Origin of the sequence: Micavibrio aeruginosavorus EPB, assembly GCF_000348745.1 — a bacterium.
Taxonomy (GTDB): domain Bacteria; phylum Pseudomonadota; class Alphaproteobacteria; order Micavibrionales; family Micavibrionaceae; genus Micavibrio; species Micavibrio aeruginosavorus_A.
The window spans coordinates 919988-945724 of the sequence record NC_020812.1 but is presented as its reverse complement, the minus strand read 5'-3'; the positions used below and the strand labels follow the sequence as shown (position 1 = coordinate 945724).

Genomic DNA, 25737 nt, shown 5'->3' with positions numbered 1-25737 from the left:
ATCTTGTCCTTACTGTACGACACCGCTGGGGTTATTGAGTTTATGTTCTAATTCGGCTGCATCGAATTTATATTCACGGCTGCAGAATTCACATTTCACGCTGATTTTACCGTCTTCTTCGGCCAGATCCAAACGCTCTTCACTGGACATGGCCACCAGAACGTTTTCCACACGGTCGGCGGAACAACGGCATTGGTGGCGAACGGGTTGCGGCTCCTGCGCACGGACACCTTCCTGATGGAACAGGCGATAGAGCAGATCATTTACCGGCAAATCCGCATCCAGCAATTCGTCATCCGTGCAACTTTGCAGCAAAACCATGGCCCGGTTCCATGCATCGGGATCAACGTCGGGCTTGGCGGTATCGGGCATTTTCTGCAACAAAATTGCGCCGGCATGCCAATGACCGTCATCATCACGGCGTAAAGCCAGACGCAGACCCGTGGCGATTTGTTCGGATTGGGTGAAATAATGCTGCACGCATTCGACCAGCGTGCCGCCCTTTAACTCCACCACGCCCTGATACCGTTCCGTGTTCTCGCCACCCTGATCAATCGTAAATACCATATGGCCGCGGCCAATCAGCCCCATATAGGCTGTTTCGGGGACTTCATCGGCTTCCCAACGATCCAGGCGGTCTTGATCAAAGCGGGCACAGGCGCGCACATTGCCATGCCCGGTAATGTCGGCAACCAATGTGCCAACGGGGCCATCACCCTGGGCCTGTAATGTAAAAATTCCGTCATCCTTCAACATTGAAGATAACAACAGAGCCATAACCGCGGCCTGCCCCGTCAATGTTGCCACAGGGGCCGGGTACGCATGGGTGTGCAGAATATCATTCACAGCCCGCCCCAGCCGCACAATGCGACCGCGCAGATTGCTGTCCTCCAGAAAGAAGGTTTCCACCATGTCCATATCGTTGGTAGTCATAATACTGCCGCTTTCTATTTTAAACCCTTGTGTCCGCGCCCCGGCCTCTGCCATCATAAGCCATAATTCAAGGGCGCAGTACGGATGAAGAGTAACGCTGATCACGAAAATATCAAGCCTTCAGCCCCGGAATCCAGCCGGGGAAAGCGCCGTTCAGAACAGGCCAAGCAAGGCCCCCGCCCCCCGAAAAAGGTCACGCCTGAATATTTGCGGAATTCTGGCCTGTATTACCTGCAACGCTTTGCCAGCAGTACGGCGCATTTCCGCTCTGTCATGGTCCGAAAAATCGACCGATCCTGTCGTGCCCATGCGGACCTGAACCGTGATGAATGTCTGCAATGGCTGGATTCAATGATTGAGGATTTCATTCGCCAGGGCTTGCTGAATGACCATTTGTATGCCGAAGGGGCGGTCAACTCCCTGCGCCGCCGCGGCTTGTCCCGCCGGGCGATTATGAACCGCCTGCAGGTCAAGGGGTTGGATGGTGAAACGGTGAACGCCTTGCTGGCTACGCACGACGCTGAACAAACGGGGGGTGTACAAGACCAGGACGCCGGTGATTTGCACGCAGCCCTGAAACTCGCACGGCGCAAACGCATCGGCCCCTTCGCCACACCGGGCAAGGATGTTGACCGGGACAAAGCGATTGCGGCCATGGGGCGTGCGGGTTTTAGCTATGACATCGCACGGCGCATCATGGATATGACACCAGACGATCTGAACGATCAGGATTTACGACGCATTTGACGCCGCATCCCGTGGCGACACGCGGCGCGCAGGCAAAATGATTGTCGCCGTTGTTCCCAACCCTTTTTGCGAGAACAATTCGAATGATCCCTCATGCAAGCGCGTCAGGGCATCCACCAGCGTCAGCCCCAAACCCGCCCCGGATGTTGCGCGATGCAACGATGAATCCACTTGCCCAAACGGTGACAGCGCCTTTTGAATTTCATTTTCGTCCATTCCAACACCTGTATCGGTGATGGACAGACGCAATTGCCCGTCGGCGTCAAGCTCGTAAGACAAGGTAATTCGCCCGCCTTCCGGCGTAAATTTCACGGCGTTGGACAACAGGTTCATGATAATTTGCTTCAGGGCCAGTTCTTCCCCAATCACATCGGGCATCGCTGAATTCAGCATATTGGTAACCGTTAATTGACCACTTTCAATTTTCGGCGCCATTAAATCCAGCGCCGATTGAACGATATGATCCAGTCGCACCAAACTTTCATTCAATTGACGTTCACCCGCATCAATGCGCGACACATCAAGAATTTCGTTGATGATTTTCAACAATTGCTTGCCGCTGTCGTAAATGTCATTGGCGTAATCCCAATATTGGCGCTGCTCCAGCTTACCGAACACTTCATTTTTTATTATTTCAGAAAATCCGATAATCGCATTCAATGGCGTGCGTAATTCGTGGCTCATATTCGCCAGGAATTCGGATTTTGCGCGGCTGGCCATATCGGAATGAACCTTGGCTTCCTGCAGCTTGATTTCGGCTTCTTTTCGCTGGGTAATGTCTTCGATACTGCCTTCGTAATACAGAATATTTCCTTCGTCATCACGAACGGTGCGGGCATTTTCGTTGACCCAGATGATATCCCCATTCTTGCGCCGCACAGTGGTTTCGAAATTTTTTACCGCGCCCTTTTCATCAAGCTGGGCCAAAAATTGTTTCCGGTCGCGGATGGATTCGTAAATTTCACTGTTGGCATTGCGGATTGAACCCACGATATCATCCGCACTGTCATAACCGAGAATACGAGCCATAGCGGGGTTTGCGCTCAAATATTTCCCATCCGGCGTCACCTGATAAATACCGCCCGCGGCATTTTCAACGATGGTTCTGAATTTCTTTTCCGCTTCACCCAATGCCTTTTCCGCACGACGGCGTTCTTCCACGTCCGTCAGTGTTCCAACGACGCGAATATTGCGGTTTTCATCCTGCCGCATCATGGACATGGCCAGCTCGACAGAGCGGAAGGTTCCCTCACGCGTGCGCAGGCGAGCAAAACTGCGATAGGCCGGACGTTGCCCTTTGATCATCTGCTGGAACTGGTCACGCTGATCGGCCTGGTCTTGTGGGTGCAGCATATCGAACAGATTTTTGCCCATCGACACCCCAATATCATGCCCGGTCACCCGCCCCCACGCATCATTCAGGAACAAAATGTCCCCCTCGGCGGTCGTTTCGAAAATAATATCGGTCACCGCATTGATAATGGCGCGGTTTTCCCGCTCTGCCTTGCGCAGGCTGTTGTTCAGACGTTCCCGCTCCGCAATCTCGCTATTAAGCTCAAAGTTTTTGTGGGCCAATGTTCGGTTCATAACGGCCAGACGCCCGGATTGGCGTTGGTTATTGCGCACATATAACATGCCGACAATGGTAAACATGGTGCCAAAAAACAAAACCAGCAAAGGCGTTTTTTGCAGGAAGACCGTATGGCGCGTCTGTCCCACATCCACTTGCATGGTCCATTTGGCATTCCCGATGGTAAAGGCATAATCTTCACGGAGGTTTTTACCCTCTGCCGCACGGCCTTGATCCATGCGGTTCATATAAAAGATAGGATCCCCGCCGGTCCCCTCGCGCAAGACAATCCCGCTTAGCTCCGTTCGTTCATTCAGCCAGGCACGATCAATCACAGACGACACGCGACTTAACCCCACCAGGAAGCTGTCCGGCCCATCCGGCGTCATAATTTTTTTAATCATGGCGAACGGGCGATTCCTAATCAGCGGCTCTGTACTTTCCTGTACGTAATTTGTACCGGGAATGTCGGTGCGGATTAAGACGTCTTCGTAAATACGAACCTTGTTTTCTGTGATGAAACGCACCAAGGCCGCCTGATCTTCGCGTGTCTGGACATTATAAGCATCGTTTTCCAATGCTTCGGGCGATGATGGCTTCATGAAATGCGTGATGCTCCACGCACCGTTTCCATGGTCACGCAGCCAGATTAAATAATCAAACTGATCAATATTCGGGGTCGCGTAAGAAATTGTTTTTTGCAGGAATTCCGGCGGAATGTCTTCTTCCAAAACCAGAATGGTTGATGCCGCCTTGATCGCACTTTCCAACGCATGCAAATTTTCGTTGATGGTACGTTCAGTTTCAGAAACCGTCCGCTTTTGCTCGACCTGCAACATATCACCGATAAAAAACGACAACGCCAGATACGCAACCAGCGCCAGGATCATGCCGTTGACCAGCACCATGACCTGCGCCGTCGAACCCCGCAGGCTGCGCACCTGCGTTTCGTCCTCTGCTTTCTCTCTGTGATCGGCGCCGATAATCAGCATGAATCAAGTCTTTGCGGTTTAAAGATAGAGTCGTCCCCACCCTGCACTTTGGGGCTTTTCGGTTAATCTTTCGCTAACGCGTTATGGCGATTGTAAAATTCGCAGAAATACCCATAAAATCGACATTTCCAGAACCTGTGCACTGCACAAATCAGCTTGACTCCCCCCACCCCCGGGTCCAAGAATGATGGCTTACAAAAGTCTATAATTTCATAATCACAAGAGTGTGGAGGTCAAAATGACACAGTCCAAAAACACCGCGTCTTTCTTCGATACACAATATCTGCAAAATCTGATGCCGAACCGCTACGCGTTTGATATGAGCGCGGTTCTGGAACTCTATCGTAAAAATGTTGAAGCCTTTACCGAACTGCAACAGGTCACCGTTGAAGGCCTGCAAAGCGTGGCGCAATGCCAAACTGAGTTGATGAACGAACTGGTTCAGCAAAACACCGCCCTGACCCAGCAATTGCTGGGCGAAGGTACGCCGGAAGAGAAAGTCGCCCGTCAGGCCGATTTGATCAAAACGGCGTATGAGCGTTCCGTCACCAGCCTGCGTGAAATGTCCGACGTTGTGAGCAAGACCAGCAGTGAAGCCGGTGAAATCCTGAACGCCCGCATCACGGACAGCCTGGAAACACTGGGTACCGTTCCGGCGAAAGCCGCAAAGACCGAAAAAACCACGCGCAAAGCCGCCTGATTTTTTCAGTGATCTATGATTTAATAAGGGCGCCCGATAACGGCGCCCTTGTTTTATACGGAGAGAAGTAGAATGACCGGCCACGATACACGCGAAGAAACCATTGAATTCAGTGATTTTATGAAGGTTGAGGTGCGGGTCGGCACCATTGTAGACGTTCAGGAATTTCCCGAGGCCCGCCGCCCGGCCTATAAACTGTTCGTGGATTTTGGGCCAGAGATTGGCCAGCGTAAGACATCGGCACAGGTCACCCAAAACTACACCCGCGAAGAACTGATCGGACGGCAAGTGGCCGCCGTGGTCAATTTTCCACCAAAACAGGTGGGTAAATTCATGTCGGAAATTCTGGTTCTGGGGTTCCCGGATGAAAACGGGAACGTCACGCTGATCCGCCCGGATAAGACTGTGCCGAACGGTGGGCGTTTGTATTAAACCGGAATCAGAATAATAACGCGCAGACCACCGCGTGGGCTTTGGCCCAGCGTGATCTGGCCACCATGGCTGTGGATCACATCCTGTGCGATGGGCAACCCAAGCCCCACCCCACCGGTCGCCGTATTGCGTGACGTATCCACACGATAGAATGGGCGGAAAACGTCTTCGTACTGATCCGGCGGAATGCCCGGACCATCATCATCAATAATGATTTCCACGTCATCATTCACGCGCCGCGCGGTCATCCACACATGGGATGCGTATTTACGGGCGTTGGTAATCAGGTTGGATAAAGCCCTTTCCATCGCCATGGGCCGCAAGGTCATGGCCAGATCACCATTGGATTCCAAAATAACATCACCCCCGGCGCGGCGTGCGCCCGAAACAATGCGGTTCAGAATATCATTCAAATCACCGGCCACGGCCTGCTCTCCGCCCTCGCCGCGCACGAAATCGAGGTATCCATTCAGCATCTTTTCCATGTCCTGAATGTCCTGCATCATGCCCTCGGCATCGGGATGATTGCCCAGCATCGCGACCTGTAACTTCAATCGCGTCAGTGGCGTGCGCAAATCATGCGACACCCCGGCCAGCATCGCCGTGCGTTGCGAAATCTGGCGCTTAATACGGTCATTCATATCCAGAAAAGCCTGCGCCGCCTGCCGCACCTCGCGCGCGCCTTCAACCTTTAATGTCGCAGGCATATCACGCCCCTTGCCAATCCGTTCCGCGGCAACCGCCAGACGACGGATGGGGCGGATTTGATTGCGCATAAACAGGATTGAAACGGCCAACAAGATAATGGATGTAAAAATCATCCAGAGCAGGAAAATATAACCCGACGACGAAAACAAACGCCGTTGCGGGGATGACACAAACAACACCCCGTCATTCAACGCAATCGCAATTTCCACCCATTTTTCGGACAGATCGACATTGATGCGATATGGGCGGCGCACCTGCATATCCAATGCGCGACCCAAAATGTCCGCGACAATCGAACGATCGACATCCTCAGGGATGTTCTCTAACACCGCGCCGGGCTGATAGCTGATCAACAAATCCAGATGCTTGGCCATGTGGCCGGAAATGCGGCTGATCCGTTCGGGGGACGGATCATTTTCAATCTGTTCGGCAACAATCGCCATTTCCCCGGCGACGGCATACGCCAGACGATCTGTCATTTTTCCCCAGTGACGATCAAAGAAAATATAGACCGTGATCATCTGGGTCAGCAGCACCGGGATGATCAAGATCATCAACGACCGGGCCAACAACGTACGCGGCAGAATATTGCGGAACAGTGACTTTATTTTCATACCGGATCCACCCGCAGCATATAGCCCTTGCCCCGCACGGTTTGCAGGACCAGCGGCGTGCGCGTATCCTGTTCAATCTTGCGGCGCAGGCGCGTGACCTGAACATCAATCGTCCGTTCACCGCTGTCATCCAGATTGCACATGCGCGCCAGATCCTCGCGGCTGATGGCCTCGCCCGCGCGGCTGATCAGGGCTTTCAGCAAGGTGGTCTCAACGGTCGTCAGCGCCTGAATATCCCCGTCATTTTGTAAGACATTCATTGCCGGGTCATACACCCACCGCCCCAATCGGACGCGCATATCGGTCACGGGTTTTGGGCGGCGGCGCAAAATAGCGTTCAGGCGCAAAACCAATTCACGCGGCTCGAACGGCTTTGCCAAATAATCATCGGCTCCGGTTTCAAGCCCCGCGATGCGGTCATCCGCCTCCCCCAACGCGGTCAGCATCAGCACCGGAATATCGCTGTGTGCGCGGATGGATTGGGTCAGCTCCAGCCCCGTTTCACCCGGCATCATGATATCAACAACCATGGCATCGAAATCCAGATGCGCCAGCAATTCACGCGCACCCGCCGCACTTTCGGCGGAGGCCACGACAAATCCATTTTCATGCAGGAAGCGGGTGACGAGCTGGCGAATCCGGTCATCGTCATCGACGACCAGAATATGCGGCCGTGTGGCCAGCTTGTCCGCAATTTGCATATCTGCACTCATAGAAAACCGCCCTTTGCGGCCTTTGTTATTTCTGGTAATTTTTAACACACTGCGCGGGGCGGCGAAACCCCTGTAGCCCCGCCGCAAAACCCTTAAAAACCATGGAATTACAACGATGTGCGCCTCTCCCTCCGCTTTGCCTTATGATGATCGTGACGGCTTTATCTGGATGAACGGGAAAATGATCCCGTGGCGCGAGGCCAAAACCCACGTGCTGACCCACGGCCTGCATTACGGCGGCAGCGTGTTTGAGGGCGAGCGCGTCTATGACGGTCAGATTTTCAAACTGAACGAACATTCCGAACGGCTGATTTTCTCTGGCAAATGCCTGGACATGGATGTGCCGTTCAGCGCCAAGGAACTGAATGACGCGTCCTATGAAGTGATCAAGGCGAACAACATCAGCAACGGTTACGTGCGCCCGCTGGCCTATCGCGGGGCGGAACAAATGGGCGTATCGGCCAAGGGCACCAAAGTCCACGTGGCGATTGCGTGTTGGGAATGGCCGAAATATTTCTTCCCCAAGGCGGGTGATGCCGCGGGCCTGGCCCTGCGCACCGCGTCCTGGCGCCGCCCGGATCCGAAAACCATGCCGACCCAGGCCAAAGCCTGTGGCGTTTATATGATCGGCACGCTGGCCAAGCACGAAGCCGAAAACAACGGTTACGATGACGCCCTGATGCTGGATTTCCGGGGTCGTGTTGCGGAATCATCGGGTGCGAACCTGTTTGCCATTCGCGACGGCGTGATCTATACGCCGATTGCGGATTGCTTCCTGAACGGCATTACGCGCCAGACCGTTATGAAACTGGCCCGTGACATGGGATACACGGTTGAAGAAACCGCCATCATGCCGGAAGACATGAAAACATTCGAAGAAGTCTTCCTGACCGGAACGGCGGCGGAAATTGCGCCTGTTTCAAAAATCGATACCAACATTACATACGATATCGGTCCGATAACGACACGACTGAAAGACGCCTATTCCGACCTGGTCCATCAAAAGGCCAAGGCCGCGTAACAAAGAAAAACCCCGGCCACGTGTTACACGGGCCGGGGTTTTTGTTTAGCTTTCACGCCATCAGGGGGATGGTGCCGGCCCCGGACGGCGCACATTAAAATTTGCGGCCACCATGGCATCCACGCGGGCCAGCAATTTTGTTTTCAATGCCGCATCGGCATAGGAATCGTTGATCGCATCACGGGTGACCTGAACCAACTGATCCCGTGTCAGGCCGAATTCATCGTGCGCCACGCGATATTCCTCACCAATCGAATTGCCGAACAAACCCGGGTCGTCGGAGTTCAGTGAAATCCGCACCCCACGGTCCATCAATTTTTTCAACGGGTGCGCGGCGAAATCCGGATACACCCCGGCCAGGATATTGCTGGTCGGGCACACTTCCAACGCAATGCCACGCTGAACAATTTCATTGACCAGAGTATCATCCTCGATAATCCGGACGCCGTGGCCCAGACGCGTCGGGTTCAAAGCCAACGCATCCCATCCGTTTTGCGGCCCCACATTTTCCGCGGCATGCAGACGAATGCCCAGCGGACGGCCAAAATTCTGCACCACGCGGTTATAATCGTTCAGGAATTGCGGAATATCACCGGCCATTTCACCGCCCGCAATATCCAGCCCAACGATATAAGGATGCTTATAAGACAGGATCATATCGGCATCATTCTGCGCCTCAACGCCCGGGCGATGGCGTTCAAAGGTCATATTGATACGGGCTTCAATGCCGTGTTTTGCACGGGCGGCATCAATGCCATCGGCGATACCGTCGATCATATCCTTGTAAGAAATACCGGACAGATGCGTTTGACCGCAGCATGCGATGATTTCGACGTAGACCGCGCCCTCTTTCGCGCAGCGGTCCAGATAATCTTCCGTAATTGTTTTGAAATCGTCACGGGTGCGGACACATTGCGCCATCGCCTGATAAACCCGGGTGACAAGATCGATAAAACCCGACCACTGATACCCCTGCCCATCCGGGGTGAAAATATCATCCGGCAGGGTTACGCCATTTTTCTTCGCCAATTGCCGCGCAATATCGGGACGAACGGTGCCCTCGACATGAACGTGTAATTCGGCTTTTGGAATATTACGCGTACTGTCTTGTTGCATGACTTTGGCTCCTTTTTCAATCAACCGCTATGGCGGAACAACATAATATCGCCGTCTTGAACAACATACTCTTTGCCTTCAACGCGCATTTTACCGGCGTCTTTTGCCCCCTGTTCGCCATTCAGGGCAATGAAGTCGCTATAAGCGATAACTTCGGCACGGATAAATCCGCGTTCGATATCGGAGTGAATTTCACCGGCGGCTTGCGGCGCGCGTGCGCCCTTTAAAACTGTCCATGCGCGGGCCTCTTTCGGGCCAACGGTAAAGTAGGTTTGTAATCCGAGCAAAGTGTAACCGGCGCGGATAATTTTATTCAGGCCTGCCTCTTCCAAATTCAGGGTCGAAAGGAACTCTTCCTTCTCTTCCTCTGATCCCAATTGGGCAATTTCGGATTCAATCGCGGCGCTGATTACGACATATTGCGCCCCTTGGGCTTTTGCCATATCGGCAACTTTTTGCGTCCATTCATTGCCCGTGGCCGCATCGGATTCAGATACGTTGCAGACATACAGGATCGGCTTGGACGTCAGCAGTTGCAACATCGCAAACGGCTTTTTCTCATCATCGGCCAGATCCGGGATAACGACGCGGGCGGGTTTCCCGGCATCCAACGCAACCTTAACCTTCTCCATCACGGCCAATTGGATTTTAATATCCTTGTCGCCGGATTTTGCTTTCTTCGTCGTGCTGACAATCTGGCGTTCAACCGATTCAAGGTCGGCCAGCATCAATTCCGTTTCAATCACTTCGGCATCGCGGATCGGATCAACGGATCCTTCGACGTGAATGACGTTTTCGTCTTCGAAACAACGCAACACATGCACGATGGCATCGGTTTCGCGGATGTTGGCCAGGAATTGGTTCCCCAGACCTTCGCCCTTGCTGGCACCCTTCACCAGACCGGCAATATCAACAAATTCCAATTGTGTCGGAACAATCTGCGCCGATTTCCCAATCGCGGCAATTTTATCAAGGCGCGCATCCGGCACGGCCACACGACCCACGTTCGGTTCAATCGTGCAAAACGGAAAGTTCGCCGCCTGCGCCGCCGCTGTGGCCGTCAGGGCGTTAAACAAAGTTGATTTCCCAACGTTCGGCAAACCGACAATCCCGCAATTAAAACCCATTTTCTGTGTCCTTTACACGCTTTGCTCTTTAGGCGGTTGAAGATCGCTCGCGACCTTGCTCATAAAATCATTCTCTTTACCCGACAGGATCAAGCCCACATGATCGGGAATGGATGACATCATCGCATCGACCCATTTCTGTTCATCCTTGGAAAAATCGCCCAGCACATGGCCGTGAACGCGATCCTTGTCCCCCGGATGACCAATCCCCAGCCGCACGCGCATATAATCAGCACGCCCTAGATGGGAATCAATTGATCGCAAACCATTGTGCCCGGCGTGACCGCCCCCCACCTTGATCCGCAATTTTGATGCCGCCAAATCCAGTTCATCATGAAACACGACAATCCGATTTGGTGTCACCTTAAAAAACTTGGCCGCGGCGCCGACAGCCATTCCCGATTCATTCATATAGGTTTGCGGCTTGAGCAAGGCGACCTTTTCGCCGCCAATACGGCCCTCTGCCATCAACCCTTGGAATTTTGTTCGAAATTCGGGAAAACCATGCGCGCGAGCAATGGCATCAATCGCCATAAACCCAATATTGTGCCGGTTATCGGCATATTTCTGGCCGGGATTACCCAGGCCAACCAAAAGCCACATGGAATTCGTCCGGTCGTCTTCATTACGCGGTGGTTGAATAGAAAACCGGCGCCGTATGCCCCGCGAACAAACACCCAAAAAACGGGTAATGCGCGAAACCACGGCGCCGGTCCGAAAAAGATTATTCGGCGGCCTTTTTCTCGGTCGATGCCGGAACAGCGTCAGCCGCAACCGGAGCGTCTTCCACTTCAACAACAGCGCGCGGAACGGCGATTGTTGCAATGGTTTCGTCGCCTTCCAGAACGGAGGTCGCGCCCTTCGGCAGCTTCACAACGTCCATGTGGATGACGTCGCCCAGATCGTAGTTGGTCAGGTCGACTTCAACAAACTCCGGGATGTCCGTAGCCGCGCATTCCAGAACAACTTCATGGTGAACAACGTTCAGAACGCCGCCAGCTTTCAGGCCTTTGGATTCTTCGTCGTTGATGAAGTGAACCGGCACGTCAACCTTGATACGGGTTTTCGGCGTCACGCGCAGGAAATCAACGTGAATGATTTGATCCGTTACCGGGTGCAATTGTACGTCACGCGCCAGGGTCAGGTGTTTTTGACCGGCGACTTCGATTTCGCACAAGTGCGTGAACATGTAACCCTTGCGGTATTCCATGGTCACTTCTTTCAGCGGCAGGGTAATGGATACGGGTTCTTTGCTGTCACCGTATACAACCGCAGGGATTTTGTTTTCACGGCGCAGTGCACGGGCGATCCCCTTACCTGCCCCATCACGCTTTTCCGCCGTCAGCGAAAATTTCTTCGACATGGTGTCATTCCTTTATGTCTGACATTTCAACTTGGGCCGCCTCCAGGGGGGTTTGGCCCGAACGGCCCTAAAGACCACAAAACCGGGGGGAAAGGCAAGCGAAAACAGGGGGTAAACCCCTTAAAACCCGCCCAAAAGTTAAGGAATTGAGGCTGTTAGATAAACAGGGCCGAAATCGACTCTTCGTTGCTGATCCGGCGGATCGCCTCGCCCATCAGGCGGGAAACCGTTAACTGCTCAATATTGCTGGCATTTTTGACCGCATCGGTGGCCGGGATCGAGTCCGTAATGACCATCCGTTCGATTTTGGACTTGGAAATACGGTCCACCGCCGCGCCGGACAGAACGCCGTGGACGACATAGGCCTGAACCGCCACAGCCCCCTGATCCATCAGGGCATCGGCCGCGTTGCACAATGTTCCGCCGGAATCCACAATATCATCCACCATCAGGCAGATTTTCCCTTCGACATGACCGATGACGTTCATGACCTCGGACACCCCGGCCTGTTCCCGGCGTTTGTCAATAATCGCCAGGTCGGCATTCAACCGCTTGGCCAGCGCCCGCGCCCGGACCACCCCACCCACGTCGGGGGATACGATGACCAGTTGGCTTTCCTTGCCCGCGAACCGTTTTTCAATTTCCGGCACAAACACCGGACCGACGATCAGGTTATCCAACGGGATGTCAAAGAACCCCTGGATCTGCCCGGCGTGGAGTTCCAGCGTCAGAACCCGGTCAACACCCGCCGCGGTAATCAGATTGGCGACCAGCTTCGCCGAAATCGGCGTGCGGCCACCCGTCTTGCGGTCCTGCCGCGCGTAGCCGAAATACGGAATAACCGCCGTGATGCGGCGCGCCGACCCACGGCGCAGCGCGTCAATCGTGATCAGCAATTCCATCAAATTGTCGTTGGCGGGATAGCATGTGGATTGCACCACGAACACATCTTCGCCCCGGACGTTTTCCTGAATTTCAACGAAGGCTTCCATATCGGAAAAGCGTTTGATCGTCGCTTTGGCCAACGGAATTTCAAGATACTCGGAAATGGCCTGCGCCAGCGGAAGGTTGGAATTCCCTGCGATGATTTTCATGACGGCGTGGCCCCTGCCCGTTTTGAATGCGTTGGAATGGTGATGACTATAAAAAATCCACCACGAAAATCAACCGATTAAGGGTTAATTGCGGATCATAATCGCAGAAATCTGCCTTCCATAATCGGCCTCTTTGCGGTGCGTTGCGCGGCGATAGCTGAACCAATCATGGTCGGCGGCGTACGTATCCTGCCCGCCAATCGACACATGGCGTACCCCGGCCATGGCCAATCGCCATGCGATATAGCCCGGCAAATCGAAGTAATAACTATCATCACCCCGCCCGGGCTTAAAAAACCGCTCATTCTCCGGGTCTTGATTCAGGAAATTCCCGATGAAATCCATCTTCACTTCATAAGACGCCGGACCAATGCACGGGCCGATGCTGGCGTGAATGCCATCCAGCGCCGCGCCATGGCGCGCCATTTCACGCACGGTGGATTCCAGAACACCATTCAGCGCCCCGCCCCATCCGGCATGGGCCGCACCAATCACAGGCGCACCGCTGGATTTTTCGCCATAGAACAAGACCGGCCCGCAATCCGCCGTCAGAACGCCCAGAGCCAGCCCCGGCACATCGGTCACAAACCCATCCGCATCGGGACGTGTTTCAACAGCCCATGGTTTATCGACATACAAGCATGTCGCGCTGTGTACCTGTTTCATGCTGATCAAATGATCGGGGGCCGCACCCAGAACATCAGCCACACGTTTACGGTTTTCCGCAACCGCATCGGCATCGTCCTGTGTGCCCAAACCGCAATTCAGCGCGGTATAAATCCCCTTGCTGACCCCGCCACGCCGCCCGAAAAACCCATGGGCGATATTGGTGATCATCGGGGAAATGAAATTTCCATCACTGTAGCACGGAACATCGATTGTGGTCATGGCGTACTATCCTCTCCAAATCCTGATGGTATTGGGGCCGCGTCGTGACACAGGGCCAAAACCTTGAACAACGCCCCCATTTGATCGGGCGATATCAAACGTTCCAACCCATCGCGCACAGAATCGGCCAGTTTTTCATCTGTGGCATTATTGATCAAATGCGCCGCCCGCATGCGAATGCCCATATCTTCCAAAAATTGCCATTGCTCAACCGGGCCATAAACGCTGGCCCCATGATGGATGGCGGCTTCTGCGACAGATTCAAAATCAACATGGCTGGTGATGTCGGCCGTGCCAACATCATCGAAGACACCCACGAATTTATGCGCGCGCATCGCCTGTAACGTATCGCCCATGCCGTGGTGGCTATGGCCGTAATCGATGAACAAGGCCGCCCCGCCCTGACGTTCAATCCGTTCGGCGAGCAAAGCCGTGAAACCGGATCGTACAGGCGACACTTCATAAATGCCGTGTCCATCTTTGGGGTCGAGATTGTCAGGAACAGACGCGCTCAAAGACGGATCGGCTGGCGCCAGACCAAACGTCAATTGCCCTTCATCCGACAGGCCGATCACGCGTTCCGCCCATCCCTTATCACCATGCATCAATTGTATGATGGGCAACGCATCCAGAAATTCGTTCGCCACAAACAAAATCGGCGCGTCATCAGGCAGCGTATCAATTGAATCGTGCCAATGCGGTGTGAACCCGGCCAAAGCATGTGTTTGAAGAGTGCGCAAAGCCGGGCTGGTTTCAATCAGGTGGATTTGCATGGCCGCGTGGAACCCATCCACCTTGCGCGTGGCCCGCAACAGATCGGCCATCAACGTTCCGCGCCCCGGCCCGGCTTCCACCAGCAGGAAGGGATCTGGCGCGCCCATGCGCAACCACAAATCCGCCATCCACACCCCAATCATTTCACCGAACAATTGGGAAATTTCGGGCGCGGTGACGAAATCACCCAACCGCCCAAACGGGTCGCGGTTCATGTAATAACCGTATTGCGGATGCCCCAAGGCCAAACCCATAAAATGCGATACGCTGATCGGTCCGTTGTCACGGATATGGCGGATCAGAATATCGGTCAGGGTTTCAGCCATTGCGTAACCCCCGGCGCAGGGCATACCAAACGACATAGGCACCGGCCAAAATCATCGGCACGCACAACACCTGCCCCATCGTGAAGATGTTCATGATATAGCCGATTTGCACATCCGGTTCGCGGAAGAATTCGATGATCACACGCGACACGCCGTACCCGATCAGGAATGTTCCGGCGATAATCCCCGGACGATTGCGAATGGCATCATCCCGCGCAAACAGATACAGGACAACGAACAGCAACGCACCTTCCAGCAGGGCTTCGTAAATCTGGCTGGGGTGGCGCGGCATTGGACCACCGTGCGGGAACACAACGCCCCACGCCACATCCGTCGTGCGGCCAAACAATTCACCATTGACGAAATTGGCCAGACGGCCAAAAAACAGACCGATGGGAACACCACAGCAGAAAATATCCGCCAGACGCAGGAAAGAAATTTTCTTCACCATGGCATAAATCACCATGGCAATAATCGCCCCCGACGCCCCGCCATGGAACGACATACCGCCGTTCCAAACCTTCAAAATCTCCAGCGGCTCGGCGATATACATCGGCAATTGGTAAAACAGCACATAACCAACACGCCCACCCAGAATAACGCCCAGAATGCCCCACGGCAGGAAGTCATCAATATCCAGCGCATTCGGCCGCGCATCCTTGGTCAGGCCGCACAGATACAACGCATACCGCCACCCCAGAATAAACCCGGCGATATAGGCCAGCGCATACCACCGCACCACCAGCGGTCCGACGGAAAATGCAATCGGGTCAATATCAGGAAATGGAATGGCCATGATGAAATATTACCCTTAGCGATACTGATCAGATTTTGACATGAAATCCTGCACGTAACGGCGCACGCCTTCTTCCAAAGCGGTGAAGGGTTTATCGTATCCAGCAGCACGCAATTTGGTCATGTCGGCTTGCGTATAATACTGGTACTTGGCCTGCAATTCCTGCGGCATGTCGATATAGTGAATCTTCGGTTTTTTATCGGCGGCTGCAAAGACGGCTTCGGCCAGGTCCTTGAAACTGCGGGCCTGCCCCGTACCGACGTTGAACAAGCCGTTTACACCCGGATTGTCATACAGCCACATCATCACCGACACGCAATCATCAACATAGATGAAATCGCGAATCTGGCCGCCGTCACCGTAGTTCGGATTGGCGGATTTGAACAAACGGGCCGACGCGCCCGCCATCACCTGCGGGTACAATTTGCACACAACGCTCATCTGTTCGCCCTTGTGATATTCGTTCGGACCATAGACGTTGAAGAACTTCAGCCCGGCCCATTGCGGCGGGACCGGTTCACTGCCATCCCGCACGATCCGCGCGGTACGGCGGTCAAACAAATGCTTCGACCAGCCATACGGGTTCAGCGGGCGCAATTTGGCCAGAAATTCCGGTGCGTCATTGTCGACAAACCCGGCATCGCCATCGCCGTAGGTCGCCGCGGACGAGGCGTAAATCAAGCGCACGTTATGGGCCGCACACCATTTCCACAGCAGGCGCGTCGCCGTAAAATTATTCTTGGTAATGGCATCGGCGTCGCGTTCCGTGGTCGCGGAAATCGCACCCATGTGGAAAATCGCCTGCACCTCACCGGCATGGGCATTCAGGTAATCCATCAGATGGTCGGGATGCACAACGTCGCGCAATTCCCGTTTGGAAATATTGCGCCATTTATCATCACTGCCCAGCGTGTCGCAGACGACCAGATTGGTGATGCCGCGATCTTCCAATGCGGCGACAAGATTGGACCCGATAAACCCGGCTCCGCCCGTGACAATAATCATATCCGATACCCTTTCCGGAAAATGGCGCTGATTTGCTCCATCAGAAATAGCACCGCGGCGCGCCCGAAAAAAGGTTAAATCCCCGGATATACAGGGCTTTTTCGGGTTTTGTTCGCAGACTCCGGAAAACACAATAAAAACTAGGTGGATATGTCTGAATGAACAGGCTGAATCCGTTGTGCCACCCTGCCCCGGCCTGTTATCCCTTTTCTCATTCAAACACAGGTGCCAGGCATGACCATGAAACCCGATCCACGGATTTTGGATGATATCGCCCGCGTTGCAGGCGGTGCCGTCAATATTTTCAGCGGACTGCACCAGCAGATCCATGACGATATCCGCGCCCGGATTGAGGATATGGCGGCAAAGCTGGACCTGGTCCCCCGCGACGATTTCGATCGCCTGGCCGGGGCCGTTGATAAATTGCGCAAGCGCGTGGACGAGCTGGAAGCCGCTTTGAGCGTGGCCGAGGGCAAAAAGGCCACAAAGGCCCCCGCTAAAAAACCAGCGGCCAAAGCAACAAAAGCCAAAACGACCAAGAAAAAGAAGTAAGGGCAGAAGCCATGACAGACCATATCGATTTTCTGGATGAGATCAGCAACCCGCTGGACAGCGTGGAAGACATCCTGTCCGGTCAGGACTGGTCCTTCAACCGCATGAATGATGACGAGCTGACCGTAACGGTCGCCGCCCGCCACGGCACATACCGTATGGTTTTCCTGTGGCAGGAACAATTCAGCGCGATGCAGTTTTCTTGCCAATACAACCTGTCCATCCCGACGGACCATCGCGGTTTGATGGCCAACGCCCTGATGGATGTGAATGCCGATGTTTGGCTGGGTCATTTCGACCTGCCCGCCAACGGCACGCCGTGCTTCCGCCATACCAGCCTGTTCCGCGGGCAAACGCAAACATCCGGTGCCGATTTCGTTGGCGACCTGATGGAAATCGCCGTGGCGGAATGCGAACGGTATTACCCGTTGTTCCAGATGATGTCCGATACGGGCACGATGGACCATTCCCTGCTGAAACTGGCGGCGCAAGACACCGCCGGGGAAGCATAAGTTCACCCCATGTCATCCAGCCCGCTGCGCAATTTGAAACCGTCTGTCGCCCTGATCGGGTGCGGCAAGATGGGCTCTGCGCTTTTGCGGGGGTGGTTATCGGCCCGGATTGTTGGCGACGTCTTCGTTCTGGAACCCGCCGGGCTGCCCGATGAATTTCAGGATGAAGATAATGTCAGCGGGTACGACAGCGCCGCCGCCCTGCGTGAAGTCGCATCGGAAATTGACGTTGTTGTCCTGGCCGTTAAACCGCAAATCATGGCGCAGGTCTGCCCGGATTTAAAAACCATCATGCCCGCCAACACCGTTGTTTTGTCGATCGCGGCAGGACAAACGATTGGCGGGTTTGAAAATTATTTTGGCACCGACCGCGCCATCGTCCGGTCCATGCCCAACACCCCCGCCGCCATTGGCGAAGGCATTACCGTTGCCGTAACCAACGCAAAGGTCAGCGCGGAACAAAAACAAATCGCCAACGCCCTGCTGCGCGCGATTGGTCAGGTGGAATGGGTTGAGGATGAAAAGTTACTGGACCCCGTCACGGCTTTGTCAGGCAGCGGCCCGGCATACCTATTTTACCTGATCGAAGTTTTGGCTGATGCCGGAACGAAGGCCGGGCTGGATAAAGATTTTGCCATGCGGTTGGCCCGCCAGACGATGATCGGCTCTGCCGCCCTGGCCGCCGCCGATCCGCGCACACCGGCGTCGATTTTGCGCAAAAATGTCACCAGCCCGGGCGGTACGACAGCCGCTGCGCTGGACGTCCTGGTCAAAGACAACCGGATGCAATCAGCATTCGACGACGCCCTCGCCGCCGCAACGGCGCGTAGCATCGAGCTATCCAAATAAAGATTATTGACGGCTTATTTCCGCCCGCGCGTGCCCAGACCAATGTCCTTGGCCAGCTTGCTGCGTTGGCGCGCATAACTCGGCGCAACCATCGGGTAATCGGCGGGCAGACCCCAGCGTTCGCGGTATTCTTCCGGCGACATGTTATACGCCGTCTTCAAATGCCGTTTCAGCATTTTCAATTTTTTACCGTCTTCCAGACAGACGATGTATTCCGGCGTGACAGACCGCTTGATTGGCACCGCGGGTTGCGGACGTTCGCTCATCACCGGGGCGTCGCCGTTGACGTTTGACAGGGTCTTGTACACCTTTTGAATCAGCATCGGGATTTCATCGGTGCCCACCTGATTATTCGACAAATGCGCCGCAACGATTTCCGTGGTCAGAGCCAGAAGATCCTGATGCTGGTCTTTGTTGGTGGTCATGGATGAAGCCCTCTTGAGAATAACAACCGTTCTACAAAGTATAGACGGTTAAAACCGCACAGGAAAGACGGAATGCGAAGTATTCATGGCCATCTTAACAGTAATTATTAACAAAATTACTGATTTTCTGCGATGGTTCGGCCGATTTTCTTCGATTGGCTGACCTCGGCACCGCGCAAATATACGGGTTCGGGCGACAAAAAGGCCCCGGCACCACCGTTGCCCCAACGCGTCGCCGCCACCCGCGCCATGTGATCCATATCCGCAAAGACCACAGTGTCATCAACACGCGCGCCGTTCAACGTGGCCGCGATTTGCGGGCAATCACCAATCACCACAACGGAATAATCACCAATCAACGCCGACAATTCATCACGTTTCGTCACAGATGGTTCGGTCAGCGGCGCGCCATCGGATGAAAATAATTGCGTGTAATAATCACCGCGTTTTGTATCCATCAACACCATGATGGTTTCATCATGATGCACGGTGCCACGGGCAATCAAAGTTTGCGCCAGCGCATCCGTACTCAACACGCCCACCACAGGGCAATTAAGCGTCAGCCCAAAGGCCCGTGCCGCGGACAAGGCAATCCGCACCCCGGTAAAGGCCCCCGGCCCCACCGTCACGACAATCAATCCAACATCGTCATAGGACCGATCCGCCGCTGCCAGGACATCATTGATCATGGGGACCAGATCTTCGGACTGCCCTCGCGCCATCGGTTCCGCCCGCACAGATCCGGTCATTGACGCCGTATCAAACACGGCGACATTACAGGCTGCCATGGACGTATCAATCGCCAGGATGCAGGGTTTGGATAAATCAAACAATCTTGCACACATCGTCAAAATCAAAACGCGGAGAACGCCCGAAAATGCTGGCCGGATCGCCATAACCCAGGGCACAAATGAAATTCACCTCGACATCCTGATCCGCGAAAAATTCGGCCTTGACCTTATCAGCATCAAACCCGGACATCGGTCCGCAATCCAACCCCAAAGCCCGTGCCGCCATGATCAAATAAGCACCCTGCAACGTGCCGTTCCGGCGCGCTGTGCTTTCAATTTTTGCATCATTACCCGCAAACCAGCTGCGCGCATCCGTGTGCGGAAACAGGCGTGGCAGATGGTCATGGAATTTGCGATCATGCGCGATCAAAACCGTTACCGGGGCCGTCATGGTCTTTTTCACGTTGCCCGCATCCAGACATGGCTTCAGCCGTTCCTTGGCCTCGTCTGTCTTAACAAAGACAAACCGTGCAGGGGATGAGTTCGCACTCGTCGGCCCCATTTTCAGCAAGTCGAACAGCGCGTGCAGCAACACATCGGAAACCGGCTCATCTTTCCACCCGTTATAAGACCGCGCCTCGCGGAACAGGATGTCCAGAGCCCGGTCATCCAGGATACGGGAATCGGCCTTTGTCATTATTTTCTCCATAATATGTCAGCGACGGGTGAAACCGGCGACAGTTTAGACCAAAACGCACGGCCATCCCACAGTTTGGGCAGGATTTTTGGCGATTTTTCTGGTTTCCGGCCAAGGCCGCGCTATAGTCACTCCATGAATCAAATGGTCTTATATTTCATAATCCCAACACTCTCCGGTGGGGTGCGCTCCCTTTTGCGCTCCGCCGTAAAGACGCTCGCCTTCGGCGCAGTCCTCTTGGGCAGTTTTACGGGATCGGCCATGGCCGTCACACCAAAACAGCCCACACACAGCCCGGCGATCGAACCGACATCGGCGGTCATATTCTCGTACCAGCGCGTTGACGAAGATTTATACCCGGATACCAGCATCCGTGCGGAACAATTCGCGGATCACGTCCAGGAATTGATTGATGGCGATTATAATATTGTCAAGCTGGACACGATTGTTGATGCCTTGAAAACCGGTGCGCGCCTGCCCGACCGGACCATTGCCATCACATTTAACGGTGGCCATAAATCGGCGTATGAAAACGCCATGCCGTTGCTGTTAAAGAAAGATATCCCCTTCACCGTTTTTCTGTCCACGGACCATCTGGATGCAAAGTCGCCTTTGCATGTGTCATGGGATGATGTGAAAAAATTGCGGCGCAATGATCTGGTCAGCTTCGGCCTGCACCCGGCCATTTATACCCGCCTGACCGATGCGGACGAGACGGAAATCAGACGACAGGTCAACAACGCGATCGTCCGCTACCGCGCCGTTTTCAAGACAGAACCCAAATTTTTCGCCTACCCCTTCGGCGAATATACCCAGGCCTATCGCGATATTGTCGCCGCATCCGGCTTTACGGCCGCATTCGGACAGCAATCTGGCGTGGCCTATGCCGGATCGGATATGTTCAGCCTGCCCCGCTTTCCCATGACGGAAAGTTACGGTGATCTTGATCGTTTCCGCATGGCGGCCACCGCCCTGCCCTTCCCGGTCAGCGAACTGACACCGACCGATCCGTATGTCGCAGCCAAGGATAAGCCGATGATCGGCTTTACCATCGACCCCATTATGATGGCGCGCGCCGATGATATTTCCTGCTTCATCTCTGGCGAAGACAAACCGGAAATGAAACGCGTGGGGACCAATAAAAACCGTATTGAACTGCGTATGGATGATGCGTTTTCGGATGAGCGCATTCGCATCAACTGCACGGCACCGGGCCCGAAGCCCGCAGCAGGTGAAGACCAGCGTTGGCGGTGGTTTGGCATGTTGCTGAGCGTCGCCCTGCCCAGCCCGAGCGCATCAGACGCCAGTGAAATCGGCCATGGTGAAGGATATCGCTACCCACCCAGCGAGATTGATCCGCGCGCGACACGCGGCGCGGTTGAGCCTTAATCCAACAGCTTAAAGATCATCCGCCTGACGGACTTCCAGAACTTCTGGAACGTAATGGCGCAGCATATTTTCAATCCCCACTTTCAACGTCGCCGTCGAGCTGGGGCACCCGGCACAGGCCCCGCGCATGCGAAGAAACACTACGCCATCTTCAAACCGGTCGAACACGATGTCACCGCCATCGGACTGCACAGCCGGGCGAACACGGGTTTCTAACAACTCCTCGATTTGCGCAATAATTGCATTATCCAAATCACTGGCCCCGGCGGATGATTTTTTTGACACGGCATAATCCGGATCAATAATGGGCATTCCGATGGACAAATGTTCCATGATCGCGGCCAAAATACGGGCCTTTAAAAAATCCCATTCTTCGCCCGCATCTTTGGTGACCGATATAAAATCAGGCCCCAGAAAAACACGCGTCACCCCTTCGATCTTGAACAAACGTTGCGCCAGTTGCGACGCACCAGCCTCTGCCCCCGAACCAAAGTCGGCCGTTCCAGACGGCATGATGGTTTCACCGGGAATAAATTTTAATGTATCCGGATTGGGGGTGCGCTCGGTTTGGATAAACATGGGTACGCTTCGCTTTCTTCAATCTAGCTGGTAATCGCATCAATTTTCTGGGATTCCAGATGCCCGGGTACAACAACCACAGGCACCCGCATTTTGGCAAGCCCCTTGCCCGTAAAATACGCAACCGTCGGCCCCGGACCGGATGATGACGCGCTGGCCCCCAGGACCAACATTTTGATCGTCATATCCTCGTTAATCAGGTCGATCATAACGTCGTGTTTGGCGTCGCCTTCGCGCACATAAATTGCCGGGATCATCCCGTTTAATTCATTTACACGTTTGGCCATGGACCAGATGAATTTTTCCGATTGCTCCCGCAATTCACGCTTCATGCGGTTTTCAACGCCGCTCCATTGCTGGACATCATCCAGTGATATGACATGCAAAATACCGACATGTCCCCGGTTGCTTTGCGCCATGCGCGCGGCATAGCGCAGGGCCAGATTAAATTCTTCGGATTCATCGGCAACAACCAGATACACGCCGCCATCACCGCGGCGGCCAACACGTTCCGCTACGGACATTTCCGCATCAATTACCTCTTCCTCACGTGCGGAGAGGTCCTTTGTTTCGGCGTTTTGTATGTCCATATCCACGATCCGTTTTATGGGTTGGTGTTCACAAACGCAGTATTAAACTCTATTCCCGGCGCATCACCGCCCAGGCACCCCATCCGGCCAAAGCGGCCAGCATAACGGCCACAAGACCATAGGCCAGCGCATGGCCATGGGCAAAGGAATAGATCCGAGCACTAAACCCTTGTTGCGCAACACGTAATTCACGCGCCTGTGACCCCACAATCTGGCCGTCACGGATAAGATAGGCCAAAACCCGGTATGATCCAGGTGGCACATCCGGCGGCACATCAAACACCGCACGGAAAAAATCATTGGTCACAAACATAATCGGCGCAGGTTCAAGCGGCAAATACCCCCGCACCTGACGATTGCGGATCAAGGCTTCGCGGAAATTATGCTGGGTTGTTTCATCGACATTGTCGCGGACAAGGAATTGCATGGCGTCCAAACCGATGTCGTAGTCTTCCAACAAATCTTGCGATGCTATTTCGCGGGCTGGGCGGCTGAGCGCAACGTCGTAATAAGCCGGAACATTATCGAACACGACGCTGTCACGGTTCATCCAGATGCCGCCGACGTCATCCTTGCGCCGAACCATCATTTGCTGATCCGGGCCACGTACGATAATGGCAATATCCCCGGGTTGGTTTTTTGTGCCATACACGACAAACCGCGCCCCGGCAAATCCCATGGTGATGTCCACATGATCCTGGGACAGGTCAATGGCCAAGGCGGATGGCGGTTGTGCCTGTGCCGCAGCGGACAGGCCCAGCGCGCACACAACACCCAACAATGATAAAGCCACAGCCCGCATCATCGGATCACCGTTGAATATAAATCTTCGGGTCGCACGAACAATTCAGTGGCCAGCTCAACGCAAACGATTAACAACAGCACCGCCAGCGCAATCCGCGAATACGCGCCCTTGATCCGGCGCGCCACACGCACACCGATTTGCGTGCCCACAACACCGCCCGCAATCAACAAAAAGGCTAGAACGACATCAACCGTCTGGTTGGTCAAGGCATGCAGGATGGTCGTGAAAATACTGGTAATCAAAATTTGGAACAGCGACGTTCCGGCAACCAGCAATGTGGGCATCCCCAGAATATAAATCATGGCCGGGACCAGTAAGAATCCACCCCCGACCCCCATGATGGACACCAGCAATCCACCGACGAAGCCAATGGACGCCGGAAGAAGTGCGCTGACATACAATCGTGAATGGGGAAACCGCATTTTATAGGGCAGCTTTTCGAAAATCGGGTGATGCGCCAATCCCTTGCCACCATCTTCGTGTGCTGTTTTGCGGACAAAAGCTAGCAGGCTTTCAACCAGCATCATGCTGCCCATACTGCCCAGCAACAGGACATAGAGAATGGGAATGGCCAGATCAATCTGCCCCACATATTGCAACAGGCGGAACAGCATAATGCCCACGACCGATCCGGCCAATGATCCGCCCAGCATGACGCCACCCATGCGGAAATCAACATTGCCCTTGCGCATATGAGCCAGCACGCCCGACAGGCTGGAGGCCGCCAATTGGTTCGATTGTGTCCCCACGGCAATCGCGGGCGGAATGCCAAGGAAAATCAAAAATGGCGTCGTCATAAAACCACCGCCAACACCGAAGATACCCGACAAGAACCCGACAAGCGCCCCCAGCAGAAGAATCATTTCTGCTGACACGGCCATTTCTGCAATCGGCAGGTAAATTTGCATGACGTGTTAACGCTTACGGGCAAAGGCTAAACGGGGGTGGTCATGTTCCATTTAAACACGACCACCCCCGCTTGATAACCGGAAAACCGGGATTAATAACGATTGGTGGCTTCGGACCCCGGCAATTTGAATTGCATTTGCGGGTCTTTCAGGAAATTGCGGTAATTGCCTGTGATGACTTCGTCGTGGGTTTTCTTGAAATCAACCGATCCCATCACACTCATGAACAACGGCTGCCACTGCGCAAACACGCCTTCGCGTGTGGAACAATCCATCACATAGGCGCGGTCATTATACAATGCGGCGGAGGCGATGGCGCGGCGGCCCATATACGGCCCGACGAAATCAGATTTGAAATCGGCAACGGCGAAACTGCCAAACCCGCGCCCCAAACCGGTATTGTCCAGAACGCCATAGAGTTCAACATCGTCATAATCGGCCAGATACGTATCCCAGAATCCCGTGCTGTAGGAAATTTTCTGCACATCACTGGCCATGCGCGGCGGGAAGACGACGAAGCGGCGGTCTTCGTTGGTGCGAATACGGCACACCGCAAAATCACCCGGGGCCGGAGCCATCAGGGTCAGAATTTCATCGGGCTGGTTCGAGCTGACCGTTTTCCAGGTATCGGGGAATGTGACGGACAAGCCCGTCTCTGCATCCTGCCACACGAAATAGTCAGCGCGCGCAGACGCCGATGCGCCGATCATCAAAGCCACAGCCATACAGGCGGAAAGTAAATGTTTCATGGAAAATTCCCGGTCGGTCCAATTTTGATGCC

Annotated in this window: 29 protein-coding genes; 8 read left to right on the top strand and 21 right to left on the bottom strand. The window is 54.3% G+C overall.

Going from position 1 to position 25737, the window contains the following annotated elements; genetic code table 11:
- Positions 1–9: 9 nt before the first annotated feature.
- On the bottom strand, positions 10–933 hold the full coding sequence (gene hslO, locus A11S_RS04340; RefSeq protein WP_041802458.1) for an Hsp33 family molecular chaperone HslO: 924 nt from the start codon (positions 931–933) through the stop codon (positions 10–12).
- Positions 934–1017: 84 nt separating this feature from the next.
- On the opposite strand from hslO, the gene A11S_RS04335 reads away from it, so the two are divergent.
- Positions 1018–1680: a regulatory protein RecX gene (locus tag A11S_RS04335; RefSeq protein ID WP_015467281.1), complete on the top strand. Its 663-nt coding sequence runs from the start codon at positions 1018–1020 to the stop codon at positions 1678–1680.
- Here the strand turns inward: A11S_RS04335 and A11S_RS04330 are convergent.
- Positions 1666–4242, bottom strand: coding sequence for a PAS domain-containing sensor histidine kinase (locus tag A11S_RS04330; protein WP_015467280.1), 2577 nt, complete (start codon positions 4240–4242; stop codon positions 1666–1668). The two genes, A11S_RS04335 and A11S_RS04330, sit on opposite strands and share 15 nt — an antisense overlap.
- 238 nt (positions 4243–4480) lie before the next feature.
- On the opposite strand from A11S_RS04330, the gene A11S_RS04325 reads away from it, so the two are divergent.
- Both A11S_RS04325 and A11S_RS04320 read left to right on the top strand, forming a co-directional pair.
- Positions 4481–4942, top strand: a complete 462-nt coding sequence (locus A11S_RS04325) for a phasin family protein (protein ID WP_015467279.1) — start codon at positions 4481–4483, stop codon at positions 4940–4942.
- Between the two features lie 72 nt (positions 4943–5014).
- Positions 5015–5374 carry a tRNA-binding protein gene (locus A11S_RS04320; protein ID WP_015467278.1) on the top strand — a complete coding sequence of 120 codons (360 nt, stop codon included), beginning with the start codon at positions 5015–5017 and terminating at the stop codon, positions 5372–5374.
- Here the strand turns inward: A11S_RS04320 and A11S_RS04315 are convergent.
- Positions 5371–6696: an ATP-binding protein gene (locus A11S_RS04315; protein ID WP_015467277.1), complete on the bottom strand. Its 1326-nt coding sequence runs from the start codon at positions 6694–6696 to the stop codon at positions 5371–5373. The genes A11S_RS04320 and A11S_RS04315 overlap by 4 nt on opposite strands.
- Positions 6693–7409, bottom strand: coding sequence for a response regulator (locus tag A11S_RS04310; protein WP_015467276.1), 717 nt, complete (start codon positions 7407–7409; stop codon positions 6693–6695). Before A11S_RS04310 ends, A11S_RS04315 begins: the two co-directional genes overlap by 4 nt.
- 115 nt (positions 7410–7524) lie before the next feature.
- Between A11S_RS04310 and A11S_RS04305 the strand changes: the two genes are divergently transcribed.
- Positions 7525–8430, top strand: coding sequence for a branched-chain amino acid aminotransferase (locus A11S_RS04305; RefSeq protein ID WP_015467275.1), 906 nt, complete (start codon positions 7525–7527; stop codon positions 8428–8430).
- A gap of 60 nt (positions 8431–8490) precedes the next feature.
- On the opposite strand, the gene add is transcribed toward A11S_RS04305, so the two are convergent.
- From add to rfaD, 9 genes are all read right to left on the bottom strand, one after another.
- Positions 8491–9546: an adenosine deaminase gene (add, locus tag A11S_RS04300; RefSeq protein ID WP_015467274.1), complete on the bottom strand. Its 1056-nt coding sequence runs from the start codon at positions 9544–9546 to the stop codon at positions 8491–8493.
- 20 nt (positions 9547–9566) lie between these two features.
- A complete protein-coding gene (ychF, locus tag A11S_RS04295; protein WP_015467273.1) occupies positions 9567–10673 on the bottom strand; it encodes a redox-regulated ATPase YchF in 1107 nt (368 codons plus the stop codon).
- A 12-nt stretch (positions 10674–10685) separates the two neighbouring features.
- Positions 10686–11498 (bottom strand): aminoacyl-tRNA hydrolase, encoded by an 813-nt coding sequence (gene pth, locus A11S_RS04290; protein WP_235068220.1) that lies wholly within the window; start codon positions 11496–11498, stop codon positions 10686–10688.
- Positions 11398–12036 (bottom strand): 50S ribosomal protein L25/general stress protein Ctc, encoded by a 639-nt coding sequence (locus A11S_RS04285; protein WP_015467271.1) that lies wholly within the window; start codon positions 12034–12036, stop codon positions 11398–11400. The genes pth and A11S_RS04285 overlap by 101 nt, the downstream gene beginning before the upstream one ends.
- Positions 12037–12191: 155 nt before the next feature.
- Positions 12192–13130 carry a ribose-phosphate pyrophosphokinase gene (locus tag A11S_RS04280; RefSeq protein ID WP_015467270.1) on the bottom strand — a complete coding sequence of 313 codons (939 nt, stop codon included), beginning with the start codon at positions 13128–13130 and terminating at the stop codon, positions 12192–12194.
- 84 nt (positions 13131–13214) lie between these two features.
- Positions 13215–14018, bottom strand: coding sequence for a peptidoglycan editing factor PgeF (gene pgeF, locus A11S_RS04275; protein ID WP_015467269.1), 804 nt, complete (start codon positions 14016–14018; stop codon positions 13215–13217).
- On the bottom strand, positions 14015–15118 hold the full coding sequence (locus tag A11S_RS04270) for a class I SAM-dependent methyltransferase (protein WP_015467268.1): 1104 nt from the start codon (positions 15116–15118) through the stop codon (positions 14015–14017). Before A11S_RS04270 ends, pgeF begins: the two co-directional genes overlap by 4 nt.
- Entirely contained in the window at positions 15111–15914 is an 804-nt protein-coding gene (gene lgt / locus A11S_RS04265; RefSeq protein WP_015467267.1) for a prolipoprotein diacylglyceryl transferase, read from the bottom strand. The genes A11S_RS04270 and lgt overlap by 8 nt, the downstream gene beginning before the upstream one ends.
- Before the next feature lie 15 nt (positions 15915–15929).
- On the bottom strand, positions 15930–16919 hold the full coding sequence (gene rfaD / locus A11S_RS04260; protein ID WP_015467266.1) for an ADP-glyceromanno-heptose 6-epimerase: 990 nt from the start codon (positions 16917–16919) through the stop codon (positions 15930–15932).
- A gap of 234 nt (positions 16920–17153) precedes the next feature.
- Between rfaD and A11S_RS04255 the strand changes: the two genes are divergently transcribed.
- The 3 genes from A11S_RS04255 to proC are packed head-to-tail and all read left to right on the top strand — an operon-like array spanning position 17154 to position 18832.
- A complete protein-coding gene (locus tag A11S_RS04255; RefSeq protein ID WP_015467265.1) occupies positions 17154–17471 on the top strand; it encodes an accessory factor UbiK family protein in 318 nt (105 codons plus the stop codon).
- 11 nt (positions 17472–17482) lie between these two features.
- A complete protein-coding gene (locus tag A11S_RS04250) occupies positions 17483–17983 on the top strand; it encodes a type III secretion system chaperone family protein (protein ID WP_015467264.1) in 501 nt (166 codons plus the stop codon).
- 9 nt (positions 17984–17992) lie between these two features.
- Positions 17993–18832, top strand: coding sequence for a pyrroline-5-carboxylate reductase (proC, locus tag A11S_RS04245; protein WP_015467263.1), 840 nt, complete (start codon positions 17993–17995; stop codon positions 18830–18832).
- A gap of 14 nt (positions 18833–18846) precedes the next feature.
- Here proC and A11S_RS04240 read toward each other — a convergent pair whose 3' ends face one another.
- The 3 genes from A11S_RS04240 to A11S_RS04230 all read right to left on the bottom strand — a co-directional run bounded on the left by A11S_RS04240 (position 18847) and on the right by A11S_RS04230 (position 20685).
- Complete coding sequence (locus A11S_RS04240; RefSeq protein ID WP_015467262.1) at positions 18847–19257, bottom strand: MucR family transcriptional regulator; 411 nt, start codon at positions 19255–19257, stop codon at positions 18847–18849.
- A 116-nt stretch (positions 19258–19373) separates the two neighbouring features.
- A complete protein-coding gene (gene tsaB, locus A11S_RS04235; RefSeq protein ID WP_015467261.1) occupies positions 19374–20090 on the bottom strand; it encodes a tRNA (adenosine(37)-N6)-threonylcarbamoyltransferase complex dimerization subunit type 1 TsaB in 717 nt (238 codons plus the stop codon).
- Complete coding sequence (locus tag A11S_RS04230) at positions 20083–20685, bottom strand: malonic semialdehyde reductase (protein WP_015467260.1); 603 nt, start codon at positions 20683–20685, stop codon at positions 20083–20085. The genes tsaB and A11S_RS04230 overlap by 8 nt, the downstream gene beginning before the upstream one ends.
- A 261-nt stretch (positions 20686–20946) precedes the next feature.
- On the opposite strand from A11S_RS04230, the gene A11S_RS04225 reads away from it, so the two are divergent.
- Positions 20947–22074, top strand: coding sequence for a polysaccharide deacetylase family protein (locus tag A11S_RS04225; protein ID WP_015467259.1), 1128 nt, complete (start codon positions 20947–20949; stop codon positions 22072–22074).
- 9 nt (positions 22075–22083) lie between these two features.
- On the opposite strand, the gene A11S_RS04220 is transcribed toward A11S_RS04225, so the two are convergent.
- From A11S_RS04220 to A11S_RS04200, 5 genes are all read right to left on the bottom strand, one after another.
- Positions 22084–22653, bottom strand: coding sequence for a NifU family protein (locus tag A11S_RS04220; protein WP_015467258.1), 570 nt, complete (start codon positions 22651–22653; stop codon positions 22084–22086).
- Between the two features lie 23 nt (positions 22654–22676).
- Positions 22677–23243 (bottom strand): universal stress protein, encoded by a 567-nt coding sequence (locus tag A11S_RS04215; protein ID WP_015467257.1) that lies wholly within the window; start codon positions 23241–23243, stop codon positions 22677–22679.
- A 49-nt stretch (positions 23244–23292) separates the two neighbouring features.
- Positions 23293–24045, bottom strand: a complete 753-nt coding sequence (locus A11S_RS04210) for a TIGR02186 family protein (RefSeq protein WP_235068342.1) — start codon at positions 24043–24045, stop codon at positions 23293–23295.
- Positions 24045–24956 carry a sulfite exporter TauE/SafE family protein gene (locus tag A11S_RS04205; protein WP_015467255.1) on the bottom strand — a complete coding sequence of 304 codons (912 nt, stop codon included), beginning with the start codon at positions 24954–24956 and terminating at the stop codon, positions 24045–24047. The genes A11S_RS04210 and A11S_RS04205 overlap by 1 nt, the downstream gene beginning before the upstream one ends.
- A gap of 92 nt (positions 24957–25048) precedes the next feature.
- Entirely contained in the window at positions 25049–25705 is a 657-nt protein-coding gene (locus A11S_RS04200; RefSeq protein WP_015467254.1) for a hypothetical protein, read from the bottom strand.
- Positions 25706–25737 lie beyond the last annotated feature (32 nt).

Excerpts from the sequence above, each read along its gene's own strand:
- A11S_RS04280 (WP_015467270.1), bottom strand. The coding sequence starts at position 13,130 with ATGAAAATCATCGCAGGGAATTCCAACCTTCCGCTGGCGCAGGCCATT.
- A11S_RS04315 (WP_015467277.1), bottom strand. The coding sequence starts at position 6,696 with ATGAAAATAAAGTCACTGTTCCGCAATATTCTGCCGCGTACGTTGTTG.
- add (WP_015467274.1), bottom strand. The coding sequence starts at position 9,546 with ATGCAACAAGACAGTACGCGTAATATTCCAAAAGCCGAATTACACGTT.
- lgt (WP_015467267.1), bottom strand. The coding sequence starts at position 15,914 with ATGGCCATTCCATTTCCTGATATTGACCCGATTGCATTTTCCGTCGGA.
- proC (WP_015467263.1), top strand. The coding sequence starts at position 17,993 with ATGTCATCCAGCCCGCTGCGCAATTTGAAACCGTCTGTCGCCCTGATC.
- A11S_RS04210 (WP_235068342.1), bottom strand. The coding sequence starts at position 24,045 with ATGCGGGCTGTGGCTTTATCATTGTTGGGTGTTGTGTGCGCGCTGGGC.
- A11S_RS04330 (WP_015467280.1), bottom strand. The coding sequence starts at position 4,242 with ATGCTGATTATCGGCGCCGATCACAGAGAGAAAGCAGAGGACGAAACG.
- A11S_RS04225 (WP_015467259.1), top strand. The coding sequence starts at position 20,947 with ATGGCCGTCACACCAAAACAGCCCACACACAGCCCGGCGATCGAACCG.
- A11S_RS04220 (WP_015467258.1), bottom strand. The coding sequence starts at position 22,653 with ATGTTTATCCAAACCGAGCGCACCCCCAATCCGGATACATTAAAATTT.
- rfaD (WP_015467266.1), bottom strand. The coding sequence starts at position 16,919 with ATGATTATTGTCACGGGCGGAGCCGGGTTTATCGGGTCCAATCTTGTC.
- A11S_RS04200 (WP_015467254.1), bottom strand. The coding sequence starts at position 25,705 with ATGAAACATTTACTTTCCGCCTGTATGGCTGTGGCTTTGATGATCGGC.
- A11S_RS04270 (WP_015467268.1), bottom strand. The coding sequence starts at position 15,118 with ATGGCTGAAACCCTGACCGATATTCTGATCCGCCATATCCGTGACAAC.
- ychF (WP_015467273.1), bottom strand. The coding sequence starts at position 10,673 with ATGGGTTTTAATTGCGGGATTGTCGGTTTGCCGAACGTTGGGAAATCA.
- pgeF (WP_015467269.1), bottom strand. The coding sequence starts at position 14,018 with ATGACCACAATCGATGTTCCGTGCTACAGTGATGGAAATTTCATTTCC.
- A11S_RS04335 (WP_015467281.1), top strand. The coding sequence starts at position 1,018 with ATGAAGAGTAACGCTGATCACGAAAATATCAAGCCTTCAGCCCCGGAA.
- A11S_RS04240 (WP_015467262.1), bottom strand. The coding sequence starts at position 19,257 with ATGACCACCAACAAAGACCAGCATCAGGATCTTCTGGCTCTGACCACG.
- A11S_RS04255 (WP_015467265.1), top strand. The coding sequence starts at position 17,154 with ATGACCATGAAACCCGATCCACGGATTTTGGATGATATCGCCCGCGTT.
- A11S_RS04325 (WP_015467279.1), top strand. The coding sequence starts at position 4,481 with ATGACACAGTCCAAAAACACCGCGTCTTTCTTCGATACACAATATCTG.
- A11S_RS04285 (WP_015467271.1), bottom strand. The coding sequence starts at position 12,036 with ATGTCGAAGAAATTTTCGCTGACGGCGGAAAAGCGTGATGGGGCAGGT.
- A11S_RS04230 (WP_015467260.1), bottom strand. The coding sequence starts at position 20,685 with ATGACAAAGGCCGATTCCCGTATCCTGGATGACCGGGCTCTGGACATC.
- A11S_RS04250 (WP_015467264.1), top strand. The coding sequence starts at position 17,483 with ATGACAGACCATATCGATTTTCTGGATGAGATCAGCAACCCGCTGGAC.
- A11S_RS04305 (WP_015467275.1), top strand. The coding sequence starts at position 7,525 with ATGTGCGCCTCTCCCTCCGCTTTGCCTTATGATGATCGTGACGGCTTT.
- A11S_RS04320 (WP_015467278.1), top strand. The coding sequence starts at position 5,015 with ATGACCGGCCACGATACACGCGAAGAAACCATTGAATTCAGTGATTTT.
- A11S_RS04310 (WP_015467276.1), bottom strand. The coding sequence starts at position 7,409 with ATGAGTGCAGATATGCAAATTGCGGACAAGCTGGCCACACGGCCGCAT.
- A11S_RS04205 (WP_015467255.1), bottom strand. The coding sequence starts at position 24,956 with ATGCAAATTTACCTGCCGATTGCAGAAATGGCCGTGTCAGCAGAAATG.
- hslO (WP_041802458.1), bottom strand. The coding sequence starts at position 933 with ATGACTACCAACGATATGGACATGGTGGAAACCTTCTTTCTGGAGGAC.
- A11S_RS04215 (WP_015467257.1), bottom strand. The coding sequence starts at position 23,243 with ATGGACATACAAAACGCCGAAACAAAGGACCTCTCCGCACGTGAGGAA.